Origin of the sequence: Halomonas sp. M1 (genome assembly GCF_029581375.1) — a bacterium.
Classification (GTDB): domain Bacteria; phylum Pseudomonadota; class Gammaproteobacteria; order Pseudomonadales; family Halomonadaceae; genus Vreelandella.
Map to the genome: position 1 here is coordinate 1,327,753 of NZ_CP121119.1, position 21,363 is coordinate 1,349,115.

At 52.8% G+C, this 21,363-nt stretch carries 19 protein-coding genes and 2 tRNA genes; 6 read left to right on the top strand and 15 right to left on the bottom strand.

Annotation, left to right across the window (positions count from 1 at the left end):
- Positions 1–12: 12 nt before the first annotated feature.
- From P8S54_RS05985 to sdhC, 11 genes are all read right to left on the bottom strand, one after another.
- Positions 13–1,230, bottom strand: a complete 1,218-nt coding sequence (locus P8S54_RS05985) for a PHB depolymerase family esterase (protein WP_281443639.1) — start codon at positions 1,228–1,230, stop codon at positions 13–15.
- A gap of 38 nt (positions 1,231–1,268) precedes the next feature.
- On the bottom strand, positions 1,269–1,685 hold the full coding sequence (locus P8S54_RS05990) for a CopG family transcriptional regulator (RefSeq protein WP_009098818.1): 417 nt from the start codon (positions 1,683–1,685) through the stop codon (positions 1,269–1,271).
- A gap of 254 nt (positions 1,686–1,939) precedes the next feature.
- Complete coding sequence (gene sucD / locus P8S54_RS05995; protein WP_009098820.1) at positions 1,940–2,812, bottom strand: succinate--CoA ligase subunit alpha; 873 nt, start codon at positions 2,810–2,812, stop codon at positions 1,940–1,942.
- A complete protein-coding gene (gene sucC / locus P8S54_RS06000; protein ID WP_009098824.1) occupies positions 2,812–3,978 on the bottom strand; it encodes an ADP-forming succinate--CoA ligase subunit beta in 1,167 nt (388 codons plus the stop codon). Before sucC ends, sucD begins: the two co-directional genes overlap by 1 nt.
- A gap of 150 nt (positions 3,979–4,128) precedes the next feature.
- Entirely contained in the window at positions 4,129–5,568 is a 1,440-nt protein-coding gene (gene lpdA / locus P8S54_RS06005; RefSeq protein ID WP_009098826.1) for a dihydrolipoyl dehydrogenase, read from the bottom strand.
- A 110-nt stretch (positions 5,569–5,678) separates the two neighbouring features.
- Entirely contained in the window at positions 5,679–7,256 is a 1,578-nt protein-coding gene (odhB, locus tag P8S54_RS06010) for a 2-oxoglutarate dehydrogenase complex dihydrolipoyllysine-residue succinyltransferase (RefSeq protein WP_281443640.1), read from the bottom strand.
- A 38-nt stretch (positions 7,257–7,294) separates the two neighbouring features.
- On the bottom strand, positions 7,295–10,129 hold the full coding sequence (locus P8S54_RS06015) for a 2-oxoglutarate dehydrogenase E1 component (RefSeq protein ID WP_281443641.1): 2,835 nt from the start codon (positions 10,127–10,129) through the stop codon (positions 7,295–7,297).
- A gap of 340 nt (positions 10,130–10,469) precedes the next feature.
- A complete protein-coding gene (locus tag P8S54_RS06020) occupies positions 10,470–11,180 on the bottom strand; it encodes a succinate dehydrogenase iron-sulfur subunit (RefSeq protein WP_009098832.1) in 711 nt (236 codons plus the stop codon).
- A 27-nt stretch (positions 11,181–11,207) separates the two neighbouring features.
- The gene (gene sdhA, locus P8S54_RS06025) at positions 11,208–12,980 is read right to left on the bottom strand and encodes a succinate dehydrogenase flavoprotein subunit (RefSeq protein WP_009098834.1); all 1,773 of its coding nucleotides are present in this window, start codon (positions 12,978–12,980) and stop codon (positions 11,208–11,210) included.
- Positions 12,981–12,983: 3 nt separating this feature from the next.
- The gene (gene sdhD / locus P8S54_RS06030; protein WP_009098836.1) at positions 12,984–13,331 is read right to left on the bottom strand and encodes a succinate dehydrogenase, hydrophobic membrane anchor protein; all 348 of its coding nucleotides are present in this window, start codon (positions 13,329–13,331) and stop codon (positions 12,984–12,986) included.
- Entirely contained in the window at positions 13,325–13,702 is a 378-nt protein-coding gene (gene sdhC, locus P8S54_RS06035; protein WP_202813486.1) for a succinate dehydrogenase, cytochrome b556 subunit, read from the bottom strand. Before sdhC ends, sdhD begins: the two co-directional genes overlap by 7 nt.
- Before the next feature lie 488 nt (positions 13,703–14,190).
- Between sdhC and gltA the strand changes: the two genes are divergently transcribed.
- Entirely contained in the window at positions 14,191–15,477 is a 1,287-nt protein-coding gene (gltA, locus tag P8S54_RS06040) for a citrate synthase (protein WP_281443642.1), read from the top strand.
- A 122-nt stretch (positions 15,478–15,599) separates the two neighbouring features.
- A complete protein-coding gene (locus tag P8S54_RS06045; protein WP_281443643.1) occupies positions 15,600–16,481 on the top strand; it encodes an NAD(P)-dependent oxidoreductase in 882 nt (293 codons plus the stop codon).
- Positions 16,482–16,850: 369 nt separating this feature from the next.
- Here the strand turns inward: P8S54_RS06045 and P8S54_RS06050 are convergent.
- From P8S54_RS06050 to gltX, 3 genes are all read right to left on the bottom strand, one after another.
- Positions 16,851–16,926, bottom strand: a tRNA-Glu gene (locus tag P8S54_RS06050).
- 36 nt (positions 16,927–16,962) lie between these two features.
- Positions 16,963–17,038 (bottom strand) — tRNA-Ala (locus P8S54_RS06055).
- Between the two features lie 117 nt (positions 17,039–17,155).
- On the bottom strand, positions 17,156–18,634 hold the full coding sequence (gltX, locus tag P8S54_RS06060; protein WP_281443644.1) for a glutamate--tRNA ligase: 1,479 nt from the start codon (positions 18,632–18,634) through the stop codon (positions 17,156–17,158).
- A gap of 301 nt (positions 18,635–18,935) precedes the next feature.
- On the opposite strand from gltX, the gene P8S54_RS06065 reads away from it, so the two are divergent.
- Positions 18,936–19,460 (top strand): helix-turn-helix domain-containing protein, encoded by a 525-nt coding sequence (locus P8S54_RS06065; RefSeq protein ID WP_009098845.1) that lies wholly within the window; start codon positions 18,936–18,938, stop codon positions 19,458–19,460.
- A 20-nt stretch (positions 19,461–19,480) separates the two neighbouring features.
- Here the strand turns inward: P8S54_RS06065 and P8S54_RS06070 are convergent, their stop codons facing one another.
- The gene (locus P8S54_RS06070; protein WP_009098846.1) at positions 19,481–20,062 is read right to left on the bottom strand and encodes a hypothetical protein; all 582 of its coding nucleotides are present in this window, start codon (positions 20,060–20,062) and stop codon (positions 19,481–19,483) included.
- Positions 20,063–20,396: 334 nt separating this feature from the next.
- On the opposite strand from P8S54_RS06070, the gene P8S54_RS06075 reads away from it, so the two are divergent.
- From P8S54_RS06075 to P8S54_RS06085, 3 genes are all read left to right on the top strand, one after another.
- Positions 20,397–20,579, top strand: a complete 183-nt coding sequence (locus P8S54_RS06075) for a type II toxin-antitoxin system HicA family toxin (protein WP_281443645.1) — start codon at positions 20,397–20,399, stop codon at positions 20,577–20,579.
- Positions 20,580–20,618: 39 nt separating this feature from the next.
- The gene (locus P8S54_RS06080; RefSeq protein ID WP_281443646.1) at positions 20,619–21,038 is read left to right on the top strand and encodes a type II toxin-antitoxin system HicB family antitoxin; all 420 of its coding nucleotides are present in this window, start codon (positions 20,619–20,621) and stop codon (positions 21,036–21,038) included.
- A gap of 119 nt (positions 21,039–21,157) precedes the next feature.
- Positions 21,158–21,307 carry a hypothetical protein gene (locus tag P8S54_RS06085; protein WP_281443647.1) on the top strand — a complete coding sequence of 50 codons (150 nt, stop codon included), beginning with the start codon at positions 21,158–21,160 and terminating at the stop codon, positions 21,305–21,307.
- Positions 21,308–21,363 lie beyond the last annotated feature (56 nt).

The following is a 21,363-nucleotide window of genomic DNA, read 5'->3' on the forward strand; positions in this document are numbered from 1 at the left end:
ATGAGCGACGGCTCACCCGCCGCCGCCCTGCCGATGTTCAGAGAAAAAGCGTAGCATCGCCTGTGAGGCATCGGGACCTTTGGGGTCAGTGTAACTTCCCTGGGCACTGCCTCCCGCCCAAGCGTGTCCCGCCCCTTTTATCCGCCACTGCTCCAAGTGGGGTTTGCCTGCCGCATCGTGGTACGTAGTACGCGTGTAGGCATGACCATTGGCCTCCTGTCCTTGCTCCACCGTCGCCCCTGTTTGACGCGATACGCTGAACTGAGCAGCAATACGGTCGGCGTTACTGGGGTGTACGGTTGTATCCCGATCACCATGAAAAATAATCGCAGGTACGTCTGATGCCCAACGGGCCCCTTTGGCTTTATTACCGCCACCAAGTGGCCCAGTGCCACCTTGCATAGCGCCAAGAGCATCAGGAAGGCTTTGAGCAGCGCCGTGAGGAAGCCCAGAGTGTACGCCCACCGCTGCAAACAGATCCGGATACGTCATGGCCAACGTTGTCGCCATGGCTGCGCCTGCCGAGAGCCCTGCCACATACACGCGGCTTTCATCGAGTCCATGAGTATCGATGATTTGCTGGGTCATGCCCGCAAGAATCGCTGGCTCACCGCCTTCGCGCTGCTGATCTTCGGCTTTGAACCAGTTCCAGCATTTAGAGCTATTGGCACTCATCGGCTGAGCCGGATAGAGCACGCAACACAGCTGCTCTTCAGCCAGCCGGTTCATATCGGTGCCTGAAGCAAAGTCATCAGGATTCTGCGTACAGCCATGCAGCATGACCACCAGCGGCAACGCTTGGCCATGGTAGCCACTGGGTATATACAGTTTGTAATCACGCGTACCCACAGGATTAGAAAAACGCCCGGCAGTGAACGCGCCCGGCTTTGGCTCCTCGGTGGTGTGCTCGGGCTGTGCTAAGTTCCCTCGAAACGTCATCCACTTTTCCCGCCATCCTGCTGGCATCTTAATATCGCTTGCCGAGAAGACCCCAGCTATCGGCTCAGCTGGCTCTGGCTCTGGCCCTGGCTTCGATATCGTCACGTCTTCGTCAATGACCTGGCAGGTTCCGTCAAAGGTATTCCCGCCCTGGTAAGGGCTATCCGGCGTTTCTTCACCTTTCATTTCGGGCATTGCGCCCTGAAGGAGAGCCATGGCTTCGTTCAACTTACCCGCGCGGGTGAGTCGTGTTGCTTCTTCCATTCGCTTCGTCATGGTGGCGCTAATCATGATCAATGTCCCTATTCACCTAAGCGGTGGTTAATGATTCAGTGGATTCGGTCTGCCAAAGCGGCCTTCACCGCTTTACTGGCATGCAGGGCGCCTAGTACCACCACGGATTCAATAGTAGCAAGAGCAAGCTCCGGCGTTACGTCATCAGCAATGCAGGCCATACCCAAAACCTGAATCTGCAATTTCTCACCTGCTGACTGCAGCGCTTCAAGATCCGAGCGGCTGTAGTTTTCAAGTCCCAATACGAACGCCTTGCGGGTTACGGTTTCCTTCACCACCTCGGCATGAGTCGCCAATTGATTACGAATGGCCGTGCGAATTAGATCGGTACGGTTGGAGTAAAACCCCTCCTGAACCAGTAGATCGATTTGCCCTAAATCGACGACCCCCAAATTGATGGTGATCTTCTCGCTGGCGTCGCCGGTCTTACGGCGAAGTTCATGAACGCTCATGGGTGATCCTCGTTGCGCCCAGCATTGGGCTTCATAGCTAAAAAAACATCCAAATAGATTCCACATACCATCTATATGGATGGTATATTAGATCAAAGCACGTAATAGTCAAGGTGCGAGCAAATGGAAAAACGGGTCTAAGCGTGCTTGAAAGGAGAAGCTGCCCAGGAGATGGGAAAGACATTGCTGAATGAAGCGCAAAAAAAAAGAGCACCCGAAGGTGCTCTTTTTAACTTGCTTGGTAAAGCGAGTGCTTACCAGCCAGTCACTTCTTTCAGCGCGTCGCCGATTTGTGCCAAAGAACGCACGGTTTTAACACCAGCGTCTTCAAGAGCAGCAAACTTCTCGTCGGCTGTACCTTTGCCGCCCGAGATGATCGCGCCCGCGTGGCCCATACGCTTGCCAGGAGGTGCAGTTACACCGGCAATGTAGGAAACCACAGGCTTGGAAACGTTGGCTTTGATGTAGGCCGCTGCTTCTTCTTCAGCGGTACCACCGATCTCACCAATCATCACGATCGCTTCGGTTTTCGGGTCTTTCTCAAACATCTCAAGGATGTCGATGAAATTAGAACCCGGGATCGGGTCGCCGCCGATGCCCACACAGGTAGACTGACCGAAACCGTGATCAGTCGTCTGCTTAACGGCTTCGTAGGTCAGGGTACCTGAACGAGACACGATACCGACTTTGCCCGGCTGGTGAATGTGACCCGGCATAATGCCGATTTTACATTCGCCTGGGGTGATAACACCGGGGCAGTTCGGGCCGATCAGGCGTACGCCCAGCTCGTCGCATTTTACTTTTGCTTCAAGCATATCCAGCGTGGCGATACCTTCGGTGATGCACACGATTAGCTTGATGCCCGAATTAGCGGCTTCAAGAATCGAGTCTTTACAGAACGGTGCCGGAACGTAAATCACGCTAGCCTCTGCACCGGTTTTCTCAACCGCTTCTTTCACGGTGTTGAAAACAGGCAGGCCCAGGTGCGTCTGACCACCTTTGCCCGGCGTAACGCCACCGACCATCTGCGTGCCGTAGGCAATCGCCTGCTCGGAGTGGAACGTGCCCTGGCCACCGGTGAAACCTTGGCAGATGACCTTGGTGTTCTTATCGATCAGGATGCTCATTACTTGCCCTCCGCCGCTTTAACGACCTGCTGAGCCGCGTCGGTCAGACTGGTAGCAGCGATGATGTTCAGACCGCTAGACGCTAATTTTTCAGTGCCCAGCTCGGCGTTGTTACCTTCCAGACGTACCACAACCGGTACGTTAACACCGACTTGTTCAACGGCACCGATGATGCCTTCAGCAATCATGTCGCAGCGAACGATACCGCCGAAGATGTTAACCAGAACGGCTTTAACGTTGTCGTCAGACAGGATGATCTTGAACGCTTCTGCTACGCGCTCTTTGGTCGCGCCGCCGCCTACGTCCAGGAAGTTAGCGGGCTTGCCGCCACTCAAGTTGACGATGTCCATGGTACCCATGGCTAGGCCAGCACCGTTAACCATGCAGCCGATGTTGCCATCAAGTGCTACGTAGTTAAGCTCCCACTTCGCTGCATCGGCTTCACGAGAGTCTTCCTGGGAAGGATCGCGCATCGCTTGCAGGTCTGGGTGGCGGTACAGCGCATTGCTGTCGAGGCCCAGTTTGGCGTCGAGGCAGTGCAGATTGCCTTCGTCGGTAACAACCAGCGGGTTGATTTCCAGCAGGGCCAAGTCTTTTTCATGGAACAGCTTGGACAGACCCAGGAAAATCTTAGTGAACTGCTTAATCTGGTCGCCTTTTAGGCCCAGCGCAAACGCTAGCTCACGCGCCTGGTAGGGCTGTGCGCCAACCAGCGGATCAATCTCTGCTTTAAGAATCTTTTCCGGCGTCTCTTCAGCAACCGTCTCGATTTCTACACCACCTTCGGTAGAGGCCATAAAGACCACACGGCGGGTAGTACGGTCTACCACTGCGCCAAGGTAGAGCTCATCGGCGATGTCAGTGCAGGTCTCAACCAAAATCTTGGCAACTGGCTGACCTTTTTCGTCAGTTTGGAACGTTACCAGATTTTTACCCAGCCACTGCTCGGCAAACGCTTTCGCTTCAGCTGGATCTTTAATCAGCTTAACGCCGCCCGCTTTACCACGGCCACCAGCGTGAACTTGGGCTTTAACAACCCACATGTCGCCGCCGATTTTTTTACACGCTTCTTCCGCTTCTTCGGGGGTGTCCACGGCAAAGCCTTTGGACACTGGCAGACCATAATCAGCAAACAGCTGTTTGCCTTGATACTCGTGAAGGTTCATCGATTCATGCCATTGGTTGCATGTGACTCGAACGATGACTAGTTGCTTTGAAAGAACCGGTCATCCCCGTTCTTTTGATCCTTGTGTTTCATTACAAGGCCAAAAGTGTGGCGCCACCTAGTAGGTGGCGCTTCGTTATTACTTACTGGATTATTTACGCTTCTTGCGGTTAGCCATATGAATCGCATGGCCTTCTACCGCAAGCGCTGCTTCATGCACCGCTTCCGACATAGTCGGGTGCGCATAGCAGGTTAAGGCCAGGTCTTCAGCACTAGAGCCAAATTCCATGGCAATCACGCCTTGGGCAATCATTTCACCCGCGTGCTGGCCAACGATGTGCATGCCAAGGATACGGTCAGTTTCCGCATCAGCGATGATCTTGGCGCTGCCTTCGGTGGCATTGTTAGCCATTGCACGGCCGCTTGCCGCAAAGGGGAAGCTGCCCGTTTTTACTTCGATGCCTTTGGCTTTGGCATCTTGCTCAGTCATACCCACCCACGCCACTTCCGGGAAGGTGTAAATCACATTCGGGATCGTGTCGTAGTTCATCTCGGCTTTGTGGCCTGCGATGATGTCGGCGACCATAATGCCTTCTTCAGATGCCTTGTGTGCCAGCATGGGGCCACGCACACAGTCACCAATGGCGTAAACGCCGGGCACATTCGTGCGGCACTGGTCGTCAACGAAGATGAAGCCGCGCTCGTCAAGCTCGACGCTAACACCGTCAGCAATCACGCCTTTGGTGTATGGGCGGCGGCCAACGCAAACAATCAGCTTGTCGAACGTCATTTCCTGTTCGCCGTTGCCGTCGGTGTATTTGACGATAACTTCTTCGCCATTAACTTCCGAACCGGTCACACGGGCGCCCAGTTTAATATCCATGCCCTGCTTTTTAAGCAGTTTTTGGGTCTCTTTGGCGATCGCCGTATCAACCATCGGCAGGAAGGCGTCCATCGCTTCAAGAACGGTCACTTCAGAACCTAAACGGTTCCAAACGCTGCCAAGCTCCAGGCCAATAACGCCAGCACCGATAACGCCAAGACGCTTCGGCGTTTCTTGGAATTCCAGCGCGCCGGTGGAGTCAACAATTAGGCCTTCGGTTAGCGGCGTCGGCGGAATTTCAACCGGCACAGAGCCTGCTGCAATGACGATATTATCGGCGTCATAGGTAGTAGCGTTGCCATCTAAGCCTGTTACTTCGACTTGCTTACCGGAAACCACTTTACCGGTACCTTCAATAGCGGTAACGCCGTTAGCCTTAAACAAACCAGAGATGCCGCCGGTCAAGTTCTTAACGATCTTGTCCTTACGAGCCATCATCTTTTCGACGTCCATGGTGACGTCGCCTGCCTGGATACCCATATCGTCGAAGTCGTGCTTGGCTTCGACGAACTTGTGTGAGGCTTCAAGCAATGCTTTAGACGGGATACAGCCTACATTCAAGCAAGTACCGCCGTGGACGACATTGCCTTCTTTACCGATCCATTTCTCAACGCAGGCGGTTTTGAGGCCCAGTTGCGCAGCGCGAATAGCGGCAACATAACCACCAGGGCCTGCACCAATAACGATCACGTCAAACTTGTCAGCCATGTTGGCTCCTTTAGCATGGTTGCCTCTGCCCGATTGGTTTAAACCGGGCTAGAGGCAGTGTGCGATTGCATAAGAACGTTAGTTAAAACAGAGCACATTAACGCGCTTTGTTAAACGTCCAGCAACAGGCGTGCAGGATCTTCAAGTAACTCTTTGATAGTTACCAGGAAACGCACTGCGTCTTTACCATCAATCATACGGTGGTCGTACGAGAGCGCCAGGTACATCATTGGGCGAATCTCGACCTTACCGTTTACCGCCATCGGGCGATCCTGAATCTTATGCATGCCCAGAATTGCGGTTTGTGGCGGGTTGATGATCGGCGTCGACATCAGCGAGCCGAAGGTGCCACCGTTAGTGATAGTAAAGGTGCCGCCGATCATGTCGTCCATGCCCAGCTTGCCGTCACGACCACGCTTACCGAAGTCCATGATGGTCCGCTCAACATCGGCAATTTTCATGCTGTCAGTATCACGCAGTACCGGAACCACCAAACCGCGATCAGTAGATACAGCAACGCCGATATCCTGATAGCCGTGGTATACAATGTCGGTACCATCGATAGAGGCGTTGACATCCGGGAAGCGCTTGAGCGCTTCAGAAGCGGCTTTAACAAAGAAGCCCATGAAGCCCAGCTTAATATCGTGAGCTTTTAAGAACGTATCTTTGTACTGAGCACGCAGGGCCATGATTTCGGTCATGTCCACTTCATTATACGTGGTCAGCATGGCAGCGGTTTGCTGGGCCTGAACCAAGCGCTTGGCAATGGTTTGACGCAAACGGCTCATGGGCACGCGTTTTTCGACACGCTCGCCTTCCGTTACCGGGGCTGTGGCCGTAGCGGCTTTTGCCGGCGCAGCAGACTTCGCCGCCTTCTTAGCAGTGCCATCGTTAACTGCTTTTTGCACGTCTTCTTTCAAGATACGGCCACCTTTGCCGGTGCCTTCGATCTTGGCAACGTCTAAATCATGCTCGGCAACCATTTTACGTGCCGCCGGGGCAAGAATTTTATCACCAATTTTTTCGTCACTGGTGCCATCGTCAGCTGAAGCGGCAGGGGTCTTATCAGCAGCGGTAGCGCCTTCTGCACCTGCACCTGCACCTTCTGCAAAGATAGCTAGAACCGCTTCAGACTCTACCTGACTGCCTTCCTCGGCCTTAATTTCAGCCAGAGCGCCATCAGCAGGGGCAACCACTTCAAGCACAACTTTATCGGTTTCGATATCGGCTAGCACTTCATCGCGCTTAACCGCTTCGCCTACCTTCTTATGCCAAGTCGCCACGGTGCCTTCCTGAATAGATTCAGGGAAGCTCGGTGCTTTTACATCATGCTTTTTACCACCGCCGTTGCCACCGTTGGCTTTCTTTTCAGCGGTTTTTTCTTCGGACTTCTCTTCTGACGTTTTCGCACTGTCGCCAGAAGATTTGTCTTCTTTGCTGCTTGATGCACTGGCTTCGCCAATTTTGCCCAATACCTGCTCAGACTCGACGGTTTCGCCCTCTTCGGCCATTACGTCGGTCAAGGTACCCGCTTCCGGTGCGACGACTTCGAGCACCACTTTATCGGTTTCGATTTCAACAATCAGTTCGTCACGTTCGACGCTGTCACCCGGCTTTTTATGCCACGCAGCAACAGTGCCCTCGGCAACGGATTCCGGAAAGGTTGGCGCTTTTATATCAATAGCCATGTCGTTTCCCTTATATGTTCTCTAAATCTGATGGGCGCTTATAGGTTAAAAGCGTCTTCCACCAGCTGGCGCTGCTGTTCAGTGTGGACGGACATATAGCCTGCTGCCGGAGCAGCCGAGGCAGGACGTCCTGCAAATTTCAACTCACGTCCAAAGCCATCTTTAAGTATATCGGCTACGGCACGCATGTGGTGCTGACTGGAGTACCAGGCGCCTTGGTTCAACGGCTCTTCCTGACACCACACAATGTCTTCCACATTGGCATACGCCTGGAGCACATCCAGAAGCTCTTCTTTCGGGAAGGGATAGAGCTGCTCAAGACGAATAATCGCCGTATCGTTACGCTCGTTTTCAGCACGCCAGTTAGCTAAATCGTAGTACACCTTACCGGCGCACATGATCACGCGAGTGACCTGCTCAGCCGCAAGCTCTGCCTGATCCGGCAGTACCATGTTGAACTTGCCATGGGCAAGGTCTTCAAGGCTGGACACAGCGTCTTTATGGCGTAAGAGCGACTTAGGCGACATTACGATCAGCGGTTTACGCAGTGGGCGAATTACCTGGCGACGCAGCAGGTGGTAAATCTGCGCCGGTGTGGTAGGCACACATACCTGCATATTGTGCTCAGCACACATCTGCAGGAAACGCTCCAAACGCGCTGAGGAGTGCTCAGGGCCTTGGCCTTCATAGCCATGGGGTAGCAGCATGGTTAAACCACACAGACGGCCCCACTTAGTTTCACCCGAGGAGATGAACTGGTCGACCACTACCTGGGCACCGTTGAAGAAGTCACCAAACTGGGCTTCCCAAATGACTAGATGATTCGGTGCGGTAGTAGCGTAACCGTATTCAAACGCTAGCACGGCTTCTTCGGAAAGGAAGGAGTCGTGGATAGTAAAACGCGGCTGACTGTCGGCCATGTTTTGCAGCGGTACGTAGGTAGAACCATCTTTCTGGTTATGTACCACCGCATGACGATGCGAGAAGGTACCGCGACCAACGTCCTGACCCGTGATACGAATCGGGTGGCCTTGATCAAGCAACGTGGCGTAAGCAAGGGTTTCAGCGAAGCCCCAGTTAAGCCCCATGCCACCCGCCTGCATCTTACGGCGATCTTCGTAAATCTTAGCCACTTGGCGCTGTACATCGACCCCGTCAGGAATCTCGCACATTTTTGCCGCGAGCTGCTGCAGACGCTTCATATCAAAGGTAGTGTCTGCGTCGCCGCTCCACTCATGCCCCAGGTACGGTGCCCAATCCACGAATAGCGTGGTGTTAGGCTCTTGAACCAGCGCATTGGCAACGTGATTACCCGCCACTAAGTCATCGCGATAGGTCTCGACCATCGCTTTAGCGTCTTCTTCAGAAATAACGCCCTGCTCGACCAACCGCTTGGCATACACAGTACGCGAAGAGGCATGGTCTTTGATTTTGGCGTACATCATCGGCTGGGTGCCTGACGGCTCGTCGGCTTCGTTATGGCCGCGACGGCGGTAGCACACCAGGTCGATCACCACGTCTTTCTTAAACTGCTGGCGGTAATCCAGCGCCACTTGGGTCGCGTGAATGACAGCATCGGGGTCATCGCCGTTAACGTGGAAAATCGGCGCCTGAACCATTTTGGCGATATCGGTACAGTATTCAGTAGAACGTGAATCCAGCGGGTTCGAGGTTGTGAACCCCACCTGGTTGTTAATCACGATATGAACCGTGCCGCCGGTTTTGTAAGCGCGGGTTTGAGACATCTGGAATGTCTCCATAACCACGCCCTGTCCAGCAAAGGCAGCATCACCATGAACATTGATTGGCAGTACTTTGCTGCCCTCTTCGTCATTGCGGCGGTCTTGACGTGCACGCACCGAGCCTTCAACTACCGGCGCCACAATTTCCAGGTGCGACGGGTTGAAAGACATGGCCAAGTGGACTTCACCACCAGGGGACATGACGTTAGAACTAAAGCCCTGGTGGTATTTAACGTCGCCAGAACCACGCTCAATCACTTTTTTGCCATCAAACTCGTCGATCAAGTCAGTTGGGTTTTTACCCAGAATATTGACCAACAGGTTGAGGCGACCGCGGTGAGCCATACCGATAACGACTTCTTTAGTGCCATAACCACCGGCACGCTGAATGAGTTCGTCCATCATCGGAACAAATGATTCGCCGCCTTCCAAACCAAAGCGTTTGGTGCCTGGGTATTTAGACGCCAGGTAATTTTCCAAACCTTCAGCAGCGGTTAAGCGCTCAAGTATATGCTTGCGCACGTCATCGCTAAATTTGGGGGCACTGCGAACCGACTCAAAACGCCGCTGCAGCCAGCGTTTCTCTTCGGTATCAACGATGTGCATGATCTCGCAGCCGATGGAGCGGCAATACGTCTGCTCCAGCGCATCGACGATTTCACGCAGCGGCGCTTTATCGATACCTAAGAAAAACGAACCGGTCTGGAACTCGGTGTCTAGATCAGCTTTTGAGAGCTGATGGAACGACAAGTCGAGGTCGGGAATGGGGGTGGGATTACGCAGACCTAGCGGGTCGATATTAGCCTTCTGATGACCACGGAAGCGATAGGCGTTAATCAGCTGCAGGACTTTCACCTGCTTTTTGTTTTCACCACTATCAACAGTGGCAACCACCTGCCCAGGACGGCTTTCCCGGCCTAGCTGGTAGAACTGATCACGAATCGGGCTTAGTGGAACATCGTGGGAGGCACTGCCCTCAGAACGCGGCAGCTGGTCAAAATAGCTGCGCCACTCGTCAGGGACAGAATCGGGATCGGCGAGGTACTGCTCATAAAGCGCTTCCACGTAGTGGACATTGCCGCCACTAACGTGAGAAGAACGCCACATTAAATCCATTATGCCTTGTTGCATCTCTCGGTCACCCTGCACTGATGGGGTGGTATCGGCATCGCTGCACTAGCGCAACGACATCGCTATTGCCCTGCCGGCGGGGCGGGACATTTGCCGGCGGCGCCGACCGGAGGCCGGAAGCCCTGTTCATCGTACGTTTTTCATGACGCGCTATTTTATTATCAGTTCATGCTCAAAAGCCGGCACTTCCAGCACCGGCTTTTAAGCTTGACTCATCATGGGGTGCGACGCGTCGCCGCACAACATGATAGCCCCTATGATAACAAGCGAAGCGCCACGATTTAAGTAGCTTTGTAGCTGAACTTAAGTGGCACTCGCTTTTTTCTCATGCTTTAGGCATTTACGTAGCGTCTGCCAGCAACATTTCGCGAATCTTACCAATTGCGCGGGTCGGATTCAGCCCTTTTGGACAAACTGCAACGCAATTCATGATACCGCGGCAGCGGAAAACGGAGAACGGGTCTTCCAGACTGGTCAAGCGCTCGCGTGTTGCCGTATCCCGTGTATCGGCCAGGAAGCGGTAAGACTGCAACAAACCCGCTGGGCCGACAAAGCGTTCCGGGTTCCACCAGAATGATGGGCAAGACGTCGAACAGCAAGCACACAGAATACACTCGTACAGACCGTCTAGCTTATCGCGCTCTTCTGGTGACTGCAGACGCTCAATGGCCGGTGCCGGGGTATCGTTCTGCAGGTACGGCTGAATGCGCTCGTACTGCTTATAGAACAGACCCATATCGACAACCATATCGCGAATAACCGGCAGGCCAGGCAGCGGACGCAGGGTCAGCTTGTTGTTTTTCACAACGTCTGACAGCGGCGTGATACATGCCAAGCCGTTTTTGCCGTTCATGTTCATGCCATCGGAACCGCATACGCCTTCACGGCAGCTGCGACGAAACGCCAGTCCGCTATCCTGCTCTTTCATCAGGTGCAGAACATCTAGCACCATCAGATCGCGGCCCTTAGTATCGACCTGAAACTCCTGCATATAAGGCGCGGAGTCGGTTTCCGGATTGTAACGGTATACGGATACCTGAAGATTGGACATGGTGACTCCCTCTCGTCAATGCGGAGATTAGTAGGTACGAACCTTAGGCTCGAAGGTATCAACGGTTTTCGGCTTAAAGTTGACGTCGCGCTGCTTCAGCACTTTCGTTGCTGGGAAGTAGAGCGAGTGCTTCAGCCAGTTGACATCATCACGGTCAGGATAGTCGTAGCGCGAGTGAGCACCACGGCTCTCTTTACGCTCTAGGGCAGCAATCGCCGTTGCTTCCGCCACTTCCATCAAGTTATCAAGCTCCAGTGCTTCAACACGTGCGGTGTTAAAGGCATTGGACTTATCCGGGAGGTGCGCATTGGCAATACGGGCGCGCAGCTCATCCAGCTTTTTGACACCGTCTTGCATGTTTTTCTCTTCACGGAATACGCCGAAAGAGTTCTGCATGATGTCTTGTAGCTCAGCTTTGAGCTCGGGGATGCTTTCACCGCCTTCTGATTCGTTCCAGCGCGTGATGCGTTTCATGGCTGATTCGATGTCAGACTCAGAGGCATCCAGATACTCAATACCTTCGTTCAGAGCGCCTTCGATAAACATACCCGCTGCACGGCCGAACACGACCAGATCAAGCAAGGAGTTACCGCCCAAACGGTTAGCACCGTGAACCGATACACACGCCGCTTCACCACACGCAAACAGACCGTTAACGATATGGTCTTTGCCATTCTCGTCTTGGGTAATCGCCTGGCCATGAACGTTGGTTGGAATGCCGCCCATCATGTAGTGGCAAGTAGGCACGACCGGGATTGGATCTTTAGCAGGGTCAACGTGAGCAAAGGTTTTAGATAGCTCAACGATACCCGGCAAACGCTTACCTAGGACGTCTTCGCCCAAGTGATCAAGCTTCAAGAAGACGTGATCGCCTTTATCGCCACAGCCGCGGCCTTCCAAAATCTCCATCACCATGGAGCGGGCTACAACGTCACGGCCTGCCAAATCTTTGGCATTCGGCGCGTAACGCTCCATGAAGCGCTCGCCATCTTTATTGACCAAGTAACCACCTTCACCACGGCAACCTTCCGTTACCAAGGTGCCCGCACCGTAAATGCCGGTCGGGTGGAACTGCCACATTTCCATATCCTGCATCGGGAAGCCAGCGCGTAGCGCCATGCCGATACCGTCGCCTGTATTGATCAGAGCGTTAGTAGTAGAGGCATAAATACGACCCGCACCGCCGGTCGCCAGTACGGTGGCTTTCGATTTAACGTGGACAACTTCGCCAGTCTCGATGCACATGGCGATACAACCCACCACATCACCGTTAGCATTTTTCACCAGATCAACCGCGTACCACTCGTTCAAGAACGTGGTGTTGTTCTTGAGGTTGTTCTGGTAAAGCGTGTGCAGTAGCGCGTGACCGGTACGGTCAGCTGCCGCACAAGTACGTGCCGCCTGGCCGCCTTCACCAAAGTTCTTTGACTGACCACCAAACGGGCGTTGATAAATACGGCCGTTATCGAAACGAGAGAACGGCAGCCCCATGTGCTCAAGCTCAAATACTGCTTTTGGTCCTTCAGAACACATGTACTCTGCCGCGTCCTGGTCAGCGATGTAATCGCCGCCTTTAACGGTGTCGTACATGTGCCAGCGCCAATCATCATTTGGGTCGGCTGAGGCGATCGCACAGGTAATACCGCCCTGGGCAGAAACAGTGTGAGAGCGCGTCGGGAACACTTTGGACAGAACCGCTGTCTTTTTACCGGACTTAGCCAGCTCTAAAGCAGCACGCAGGCCAGAGCCACCGCCACCCACAATGATGGCGTCAAACGTCAGGCTACGAAGGTTAGACATGTATCAAGCTCCCCACAGAATTTGAATGCCCCACACCAGGTATACGAAGATGGCCAGAATAATCAGCGTCTGGACACCTACGCGCAGGCGAGTGGACTTGAGATAATCGGTGGTGACAGTCCACAAACCGATCCAGGCGTGTGCTGCAATGGAGATAAACGCCAGCAGCGAGAAGATACGCATCCACGTTTGGCTGAACAGTCCGCTCCAGGCGTAGTAATCCAGGTTCGGATTGAACAGCAGATAGGCGACTATAAAGACCGTATAAAGGGCCAGGATAACCGCAGAAACCCGCTGCATTAGCCAATCAGAAAGCCCGCTGCGGCCAAAGCTAGTGATGTTAGTTACCATACCCAGACTCCTGCCAAAATGATCAGAACGGCACTAACCACGACAGTGATCTGTGCTTTTTTCACACCACCTTCAAGGGTTACGCCAATATCAGCATCCATTAACAGGTGTTTGATACCTGCGACAAAATGGAATGCTAAAGCGGACAACAACCCCCAAGCGATGAACTTGGCAAAAAAGTTGTTGGCCAGCGCACTGCTGACGGCATCGAAGCCAGCCGGAGATGATAGGGATTTACCCAGCGCCCAAAAAGCGAAAATCAGGCCAACGAACAGGATGACACCCGTGATACGGTGTGTAATCGACGTTAGCGCCGGAAGTGGGAAATGTATCGTATTTAAATCTAAGTTTACGGGTCGTTTGCTATTCACGGCGTTGTACACACTCTCTTGGCCCGCTCTGCGACTGTTCGGGCATGGCCCGAGCGGGCAGTGATTGCTGGAAGGGGCTCGGCCGTTGCCAAGTCGAGCACGACCACCTGCCTGCCGGTCGCGCGCCGTGGATTATAAGAACCTTAGCCCCCGCTGACAAACTGAACTCAGGCTAGACTCGACCATGGTGCAAGATGATTACCACCAAACCGAGTCGATTTTGCGTTGCAGCATAGCTATAGTGACAGGAGTTTGACGGTTTGATAAGTCTCCTAACGTATCGTCAACTCACTGGCACTTCTATAGTATAAACTGCCTAAACATCATATACAGAAATTATTCACAACAACAACATTTGTACAACCATGACTGGCGAATAGGCTAATTGACAAAATGTTGCACGCTTCTATAGTGGGCAGGCCTTTTCGCCGGCGCGGTAAGCGAAACAACGACTTTACGTCCCAAACCGAATTCGAAAGGAGGCCAGCATGGCTGACAGGAAAGCGACATTGACGGTAGACGGTTTAGAAAAACCGATCGATCTACCCATGTATTCCGGCACACTTGGCCCCGACGTCATCGACGTACGCGGCTTAGGCGCTGAAGGCCTGTTTACCTACGACCCCGGCTTCATGGCCACTTCTTCCTGCCAGTCCGCAATCACCTATATTGATGGCGGCAAGGGCGTACTGCTTCACCGCGGCTACCCCATTGACCAGCTGGCTAAAGAATCTAACTTTGTCGAAGTTTGCTACACCTTACTTTTCGGTGAGCTACCCGACGACGAGCAGTACGCTGATTTCGAATCGCGCATTCGCAATCACACTATGGTTCACGACCAGATCAACAACTTCTTCAAAGGGTTCCGCCGCGACGCGCATCCCATGTCGATCTTGTGTGGCGTTGTGGGCGGCCTAGCAGCCTTCTACCACGACCATATGGACATTACCCAAGAAGAAGATCGCGTCATTAGCGCCGTTCGCCTCATTGCGAAAATGCCTACTCTGGCTGCAATGTCGCACAAATATAATGTTGGTCAGCCCTTTAACTATCCGCGCAACGACCTGAGCTATGCAGAGAACTTCCTCTACATGATGTTCAGCAACCCGTGCGAAGAGTACAAAATCAACCCGGTATACGCGAAAGCCATGGACCGCATCTTTATGCTGCATGCGGACCACGAGCAGAACGCCTCTACTTCTACCGTGCGCTTAGCAGGCTCTACCGGGGCTAACCCGTTCGCATGTATTAGTGCCGGTATTGCCGCACTATGGGGTCCGGCCCACGGCGGTGCCAACGAAGCCGTATTAAATATGTTAGATGAGATCGGCGACGACTCTGAAGAAAACATTCAGCGCTTTGTCGATAAAGCGAAAGATAAAGATGACCCGTTCAAGCTGATGGGCTTTGGTCACCGCGTTTATCGCAACTTCGACCCGCGTGCCAAGGTAATGAAAGAGACCTGCGACGAAGTACTTGCCGAGCTGGGCATGGCCGACGACCCGCAGCTCAAAATTGCCAAGCGGCTTGAGCAGATCGCCCTGGAAGATGAGTACTTCATTGAGCGCAAGCTTTACCCGAACGTTGATTTCTATTCGGGCATCATCCTCAAGGCAATGGGCATTCCTACCAATATGTTCACCGTTATTTTTGCGGTATCCCGGACGATTGGCTGGATTTCTCATTGGCACGAAATGCTCAGCGAAAGCTACAAAATTGGTCGCCCGCGCCAGCTCTATATTGGCCATGACCAGCGTGATTATCCTAAAAAATAAATCTGTAGCCGTCAGGCGGATTTATAGGATGATGAAAGGCCACCTTCGGGTGGCCTTTTGCGTATATTTCGCCACCCACTTATTGATATCGACAAAACCGACATCCACAAGAAAGGTGCTCTATGAAGACCATCAAAACCGTCGCCTTTATTGGCTTAGGCGTTATGGGCTACCCCATGGCAGGCCACCTCGCGAAACAGGGTTTAACCACCCGCACGTATAACCGCACTTATAGCAAAGCTGAAGCATGGGCCAAGGAATACAGCGGGACTGCCCATGCTACACCTAAAGAAGCCGCTGAAGGCGCAGATCTCGTGCTGGTATGCGTGGGTAACGACGACGACGTAAGACAAGTCACCACCGGCGTTGACGGCGTATTAAGCACTATGGCCAGCGGCAGCATTCTAGTTGACCACACTACCGCTTCTGCGGATTTGGCGTTAGAGCTAGATAATGCTTGCCGCGAGAAAGGCGTCGCCTTTCTAGACGCGCCTGTTTCAGGCGGCCAGCAAGGCGCTGAAAATGGCGCGCTGACGGTTATGTGCGGCGGTGAACAGCACCATTTTGATGCCGTAGCGCCTGTTCTCAACCACTATGCCAAGGCCGTCACATTGATGGGGCCTGCTAGCAGTGGCCAGCTCACCAAAATGGTTAACCAGATCTGCATTGCCGGTTTAGTACAAGGTCTTTCCGAAGGCCTGCATTTTGCTGAGCAGGCAGGTCTTGATCAGCAACAGGTCATCGACGTTATCTCAAAAGGTGCCGCGGGTTCATGGCAAATGGATAATCGCCACAAAACCATGATTGCCGATGAGTATAACCATGGCTTCGCAGTGAACTGGATGCGCAAGGATTTAGGCATTTGCCTAGAGCAAGCGCGTCGCCTGAATGCCACCCTTCCCGTCACCGCCCTGGTCGATCAATTCTATGCGGATGTGCAGCGCATGGAGGGCGGCCGGTGGGACACGTCGTCACTTTTAAAGCGGCTACGAAAGCCAGAATAACGCTTGACTTTTTAGCAGCTCGGTCTTGAAAAGGGTTTTCCACACTATCTGTGGATAACCCTGTTCACAACCACTAGAAAACGTCCCACAATCGCCATGAACAGTGACCCAGCCTTAAATTGGTCATTTTTTAACCTAATGTAAGTCATTGATTTTATAGATTTTAATTTAAATCGCTGGTTTTTTAGGCTAACAACAAGGGGTTGTGCACAACCCCTTCGCTAGAATCGCAAAAGTGGACAAGTCAAGCACAAAATCACTCAAAAAGAGGCCGATATAGGGTAGAAACACAAATGACAGGCAAGCAAAAAACGCCAACTAACAGGTAAGAACCCGTTGGCAGATTAACAGAACAAGCAATGTAGGAGGTGGCGTCCCATAGGGGGTTCGAACCCCTGTTACCGCCGTGAAAGGGCGGTGTCCTAGACCACTAGACGAATGGGACGTATCTAACCTTGAAATAACGCGCGATGCTCGTTATTGGTGGAGCCTAGCGGGATCGAACCGCTGACCTCAACACTGCCAGTGTTGCGCTCTCCCAGCTGAGCTAAGGCCCCACATGTCGTTAAGACGGAGCGTATAATACTGATTAGGCTGACCTTCGTCAACCCTATCACTCACCGAAAAGCGCCAAACTCACCCAACAGGCGGAATTTGGCGCTTCCCAAGAGGGCTTACAGTTCCCGGTACTCTTTTTCGAAGCGCTTAGCTTGCTTCTTGGATACGCCACCTAATACTTCAAGCGCATTTCGAAGCCGTGCACGGGTGACATCCGACCCCAAAATCGCCATAGCATCCATCACAGAGGTACTTGACGAGCTGCCCGTAATGGCAATAAAGACCGGCGCTAAGAAAGCCTTCATTTTTAGCTCAAAATGCTCTGCTAACGCTTTCACTTCAGCTAACAATGCCTCTTTATCCCAGCCAGGCACCGTTTCAAAACGCCATACCAAGAACTGCAGCAACTTCACCAGCGTTTCTTTATCGAGTTTAACGCTGTCAAAGTCATCTTCTGTTAAGGCGGGCAACCCTGAGAAGAAGTGACCTGCCAGCGGCACCACCTGCGAGAGCGTTTCAACCCGCGGGCGTACCTGGGGTAAAATTTGCTTCACATAGGCATCATTAAACGCCCATTCGCGCAGTGCTTGGAGCAGCGCATCGTCGTCAAGGTCTTCACGAATGTAGACGCCGTTTAACCAGGTCAACTTTTCCAAATCGAACACCGGCCCACCCAGCGATACCCGCTGAATATCAAACTCCTCCATCATATCGGATAGGCTGAACTTCTCCCGCTCATCCGGCATCGACCAGCCCATGCGCCCCAGGTAGTTGGTCACTGCTTGGGGAAGGAACCCCATGCGACGGTAATAGTTAATCGACGTTGGGTTCTTACGCTTGGAAAGTTTGGATTTATCCGGGTTACGCAACAGCGGCATATGGCAAAGCTCAGGCATTTCCCAGCCAAAGTACTCATATAAAAGCTGGTGCTTAGGCGCTGAGTTAATCCACTCTTCCCCACGTAACACATGGGTAATGCCCATCAAATGGTCATCCACCACGTTAGCAAGGTGGTAAGTAGGCATACCGTCTGATTTAAGTAGAATTTGCGCATCCACTTGCGCCCACTCAACCTCAATAGCCCCGCGAAGCATATCCTTTACAACACACACGCCGGTACTCGGCACGTTCATGCGCACCACATAGGGCCAATTCTCTTGCTCGCGGCGCGCCTGCTCGTCTGCATCTAGCGCTAGATCAACGGGCTTTAGCGCCAACTGCATCCCAGCCGCTTTACGGGCCTCTCGCAGTTCATCAAGCTCTTCACTGGTGCGATAACATTTAAATGCATGACCGGCATCTAGCAATTGCTGCGAATACTGGGCGTAAATATCCCCACGCTCGCTTTGGCGGTACGGGCCGTGGGGGCCGCCAACATCCGGGCCTTCATCCCACTCAAGGCCCAGCCAGCGCAGAGAATCCAAAATCATCTGCTCCGACTCAGGCGTAGAACGCACCCGATCCGTATCTTCAATACGCAAAATGAACTGCCCGCCGTGTTGGCGCGCAAAACAGAGATTAAACAGCGCGATGTAAGCAGTGCCTACATGGGGGTCGCCCGTAGGAGAAGGTGCGATACGCGTACGTACGGTCATCAAATTATCCTTTTGCAATTAAGCGTGGCGACATTATACGCACCCTTTAGCTAACCAACAGTATCCTTCAGGGAACGAGTTTCCCTTAAAAGCGTCAGATCGAATGCTTAAGAGTAATAGATTGCAAGATGCGCGTTAAAGCACAATCGCTTAGTATGGCGCTGTACCTATGATTCGTGTTCATGTTTGAAAATGAGACACACTATTTAGCAGTAGACCATTTTTAGCATGTCCAGAGCGCCACCGTAAGCGGTGGAAGTACATCCAACGAGCTTTTTAAGCTCATCGATAGGAAGATGAAATGGAATCGCTAGGCTCACGTATCAAGCAACTGCGGCTTAGGGCCAAGCTCAACAAAGCTGCCCTTGCACGTAAAGTTGGCGTATCAGATGTCACCATTTCCTATTGGGAGTCTGGGGCGATCAAGCAGATTGGCCATGAGCGCTTAGTGGCGCTTGCCGATGCTCTTGATTGCTCTTTGGCTACCCTTTTGGAAGGTGATAGCGCGCCGCAACTTTTAACCTTGACTCACACTGGCCCCCTCCCCTGGGAACAAGTGCAAGCAACCACGATTACGGTACCCAGCCACCTGCCGTTGAAAATTGACTGGAAAGCACCGTGTGTCATGGCAACCCCCGCTAGCAATACGGATTTTTCGCCGGTTGCAGCCGGTGACTTACTGCTGCTAGGCCCAACACACGTGTTTCATAAAGCAGGACATTACCTTATTCAGCGTGATGAACGCTTTATCATTGAGCACTTTTCAAAAGCGCCCAGTGATACGGCCATTCACGCTGTACTGTTAGCCCATTGGTGCCCTGCCTAAAGCATCTTACCCCTAGATCCTTAATTTTCTTCAACAATGATCACCTGGTCACGCGTGCGTCTTGGTTCACTCCCCACCAAGAAGCGGCGTGAGTAGGTGGCCACCTGCCCCAAGCCATGGCGGGACTGGCTCACAAGCTCTCCCGTCAGGTGCTCTCCTTGGGCGCCAATGCGCGCTTGAACTTCCCTAGGCTGCACGCTGGCTTCTGAAAGCTGAACTCGAACAATGTAGCCGCCATCGGGCAAACCGCTCCCAGAACCAAAGGGCCCAGCACCGAACTGCCCATCCATGACGCTTGTGCGAGACTGCCAACGTACACGACTTATCTCACGCTCAATGGTTACCTGAACCTGAGCGCCGTCCGGCAGATTTGTCTCGCCCTCGACCATCAAGCGGCGATCGGTGCGCAGCGAAGCTTTAGTGGAAATAGCCACCTCTAAAGGCTCGACGGCCTCAACCACCTCTTCAGGCTGCTGCGGTGCGGCCTCTTCGCTCACCGCTTCAGGCTGCACCTCTGTCTGCTCCTCTTCCTGGCCACCACAACCTGCCAGTAGCAAGGCACTCACTAGCACGATACTGATGCCACCTAGTGTTTTATGCATAGAGACTCCTCAACAGCGAAACCCAAGCTTACCACCGCCTAACATTTACCACAGCGATTTAGACCGCAAAACACGCAAAGTGCTGCAGGGGTTTCTAACGAAAGGGTTATTTCTGTGGTGGCTGGTATGCAGGCTAACTGAAAAGCGCCTCGGGGAAGCACGACAGAACCTTTAATGAGGTCATAAATAAGTTTGAACGATGGCTGCTTTGCAGGGTATTGCAATATGCGATTAATAGAACATATCCATTCCGGGGTTATCAGGGTTATAAACTTTGACGTCAGAAAAACACGGGGTTATAGTAACCCCAAGCTGAAAGTTACGGGAGCAGGAGGTGAATAGCAGAGCACTGATAAAAGAGCTAGAGCAAGATGGCTGGAAACTAGCCAGAATCAACGGCAGCCACCACCACTTCAGGCACCCTAACAAACCCGGCACAGTTACTGTGCCACACCCCAAAAAAGATTTGAAAACGGGATTGGTTAGAGGAATTAGAAAAAGCGCTGGCCTCTTATGAAACTGACTACCATTGCCCCCATCAAAAGGAGATCAACGTATGCTGTTTCCAATTGCAATTGAACGTGGCGACGAACAGCACGCCTATGGCGTGGTAGTTCCCGACCTTAACGGCTGCTTTTCAGCGGGCGATACCTTTGAAGAAGCATTAGCCAATGTGAAGGAAGCAATCGAAGGATGGCTGGAAGTGGCCGTGGAATACGGCGACCCCATTCCCGAGGCCCAAACCATTGAGCAGCATATGGAGAATCCAGATTTTGAGGGCTGGATTTGGGCAGTAGTCGATATCGATCTCACTCCGTACCTTGGTAAAAGCCACAAGATCAATGTCACTTTGCCTGATTTACTGGTTAAACAGATTGACGACTATGTAGCCAGCCATCCCGGCGACAAAACGCGCTCTGGTTTTCTTTCGCGTGTTGCCATGGCAGAGCTGGCACGAGCACGTAAGAGGGCATAATCGATGTATAACAAACGCTAGCCACTTCACATGGCTAGGTGTTTTTATTGCCGGAATTTTTATCGGAGTTAGTTCCACCGAGGGGGCTTACCGTTTAGAACCACCAGCGGATCAGCCTAATGGACACACCGCAAACGGAACGCCAGCGCAGCCAGAACCTAATGACCACCATGGAAGGCACGGTACACCTGAAGCTGCCGGAAAAGAACGCCCCCCTGGCACCTACGCTGCGCGAACCGAAGCCCGCGCTATACGTCGCATTGGGATGAATTGATGAAGGCGTATACAGATGAGGGGGTGGCTAGGAGAGCTAAACGTTTACTTT

Excerpts from the sequence above, each read along its gene's own strand:
- P8S54_RS05985 (WP_281443639.1), bottom strand. The coding sequence starts at position 1,230 with ATGATTAGCGCCACCATGACGAAGCGAATGGAAGAAGCAACACGACTC.
- P8S54_RS05990 (WP_009098818.1), bottom strand. The coding sequence starts at position 1,685 with ATGAGCGTTCATGAACTTCGCCGTAAGACCGGCGACGCCAGCGAGAAG.
- sucD (WP_009098820.1), bottom strand. The coding sequence starts at position 2,812 with ATGAGCATCCTGATCGATAAGAACACCAAGGTCATCTGCCAAGGTTTC.
- sucC (WP_009098824.1), bottom strand. The coding sequence starts at position 3,978 with ATGAACCTTCACGAGTATCAAGGCAAACAGCTGTTTGCTGATTATGGT.
- lpdA (WP_009098826.1), bottom strand. The coding sequence starts at position 5,568 with ATGGCTGACAAGTTTGACGTGATCGTTATTGGTGCAGGCCCTGGTGGT.
- odhB (WP_281443640.1), bottom strand. The coding sequence starts at position 7,256 with ATGGCTATTGATATAAAAGCGCCAACCTTTCCGGAATCCGTTGCCGAG.
- P8S54_RS06015 (WP_281443641.1), bottom strand. The coding sequence starts at position 10,129 with ATGCAACAAGGCATAATGGATTTAATGTGGCGTTCTTCTCACGTTAGT.
- P8S54_RS06020 (WP_009098832.1), bottom strand. The coding sequence starts at position 11,180 with ATGTCCAATCTTCAGGTATCCGTATACCGTTACAATCCGGAAACCGAC.
- sdhA (WP_009098834.1), bottom strand. The coding sequence starts at position 12,980 with ATGTCTAACCTTCGTAGCCTGACGTTTGACGCCATCATTGTGGGTGGC.
- sdhD (WP_009098836.1), bottom strand. The coding sequence starts at position 13,331 with ATGGTAACTAACATCACTAGCTTTGGCCGCAGCGGGCTTTCTGATTGG.
- gltA (WP_281443642.1), top strand. The coding sequence starts at position 14,191 with ATGGCTGACAGGAAAGCGACATTGACGGTAGACGGTTTAGAAAAACCG.
- P8S54_RS06045 (WP_281443643.1), top strand. The coding sequence starts at position 15,600 with ATGAAGACCATCAAAACCGTCGCCTTTATTGGCTTAGGCGTTATGGGC.
- gltX (WP_281443644.1), bottom strand. The coding sequence starts at position 18,634 with ATGACCGTACGTACGCGTATCGCACCTTCTCCTACGGGCGACCCCCAT.
- P8S54_RS06065 (WP_009098845.1), top strand. The coding sequence starts at position 18,936 with ATGGAATCGCTAGGCTCACGTATCAAGCAACTGCGGCTTAGGGCCAAG.
- P8S54_RS06070 (WP_009098846.1), bottom strand. The coding sequence starts at position 20,062 with ATGCATAAAACACTAGGTGGCATCAGTATCGTGCTAGTGAGTGCCTTG.
- P8S54_RS06080 (WP_281443646.1), top strand. The coding sequence starts at position 20,619 with ATGCTGTTTCCAATTGCAATTGAACGTGGCGACGAACAGCACGCCTAT.
- P8S54_RS06085 (WP_281443647.1), top strand. The coding sequence starts at position 21,158 with ATGGACACACCGCAAACGGAACGCCAGCGCAGCCAGAACCTAATGACC.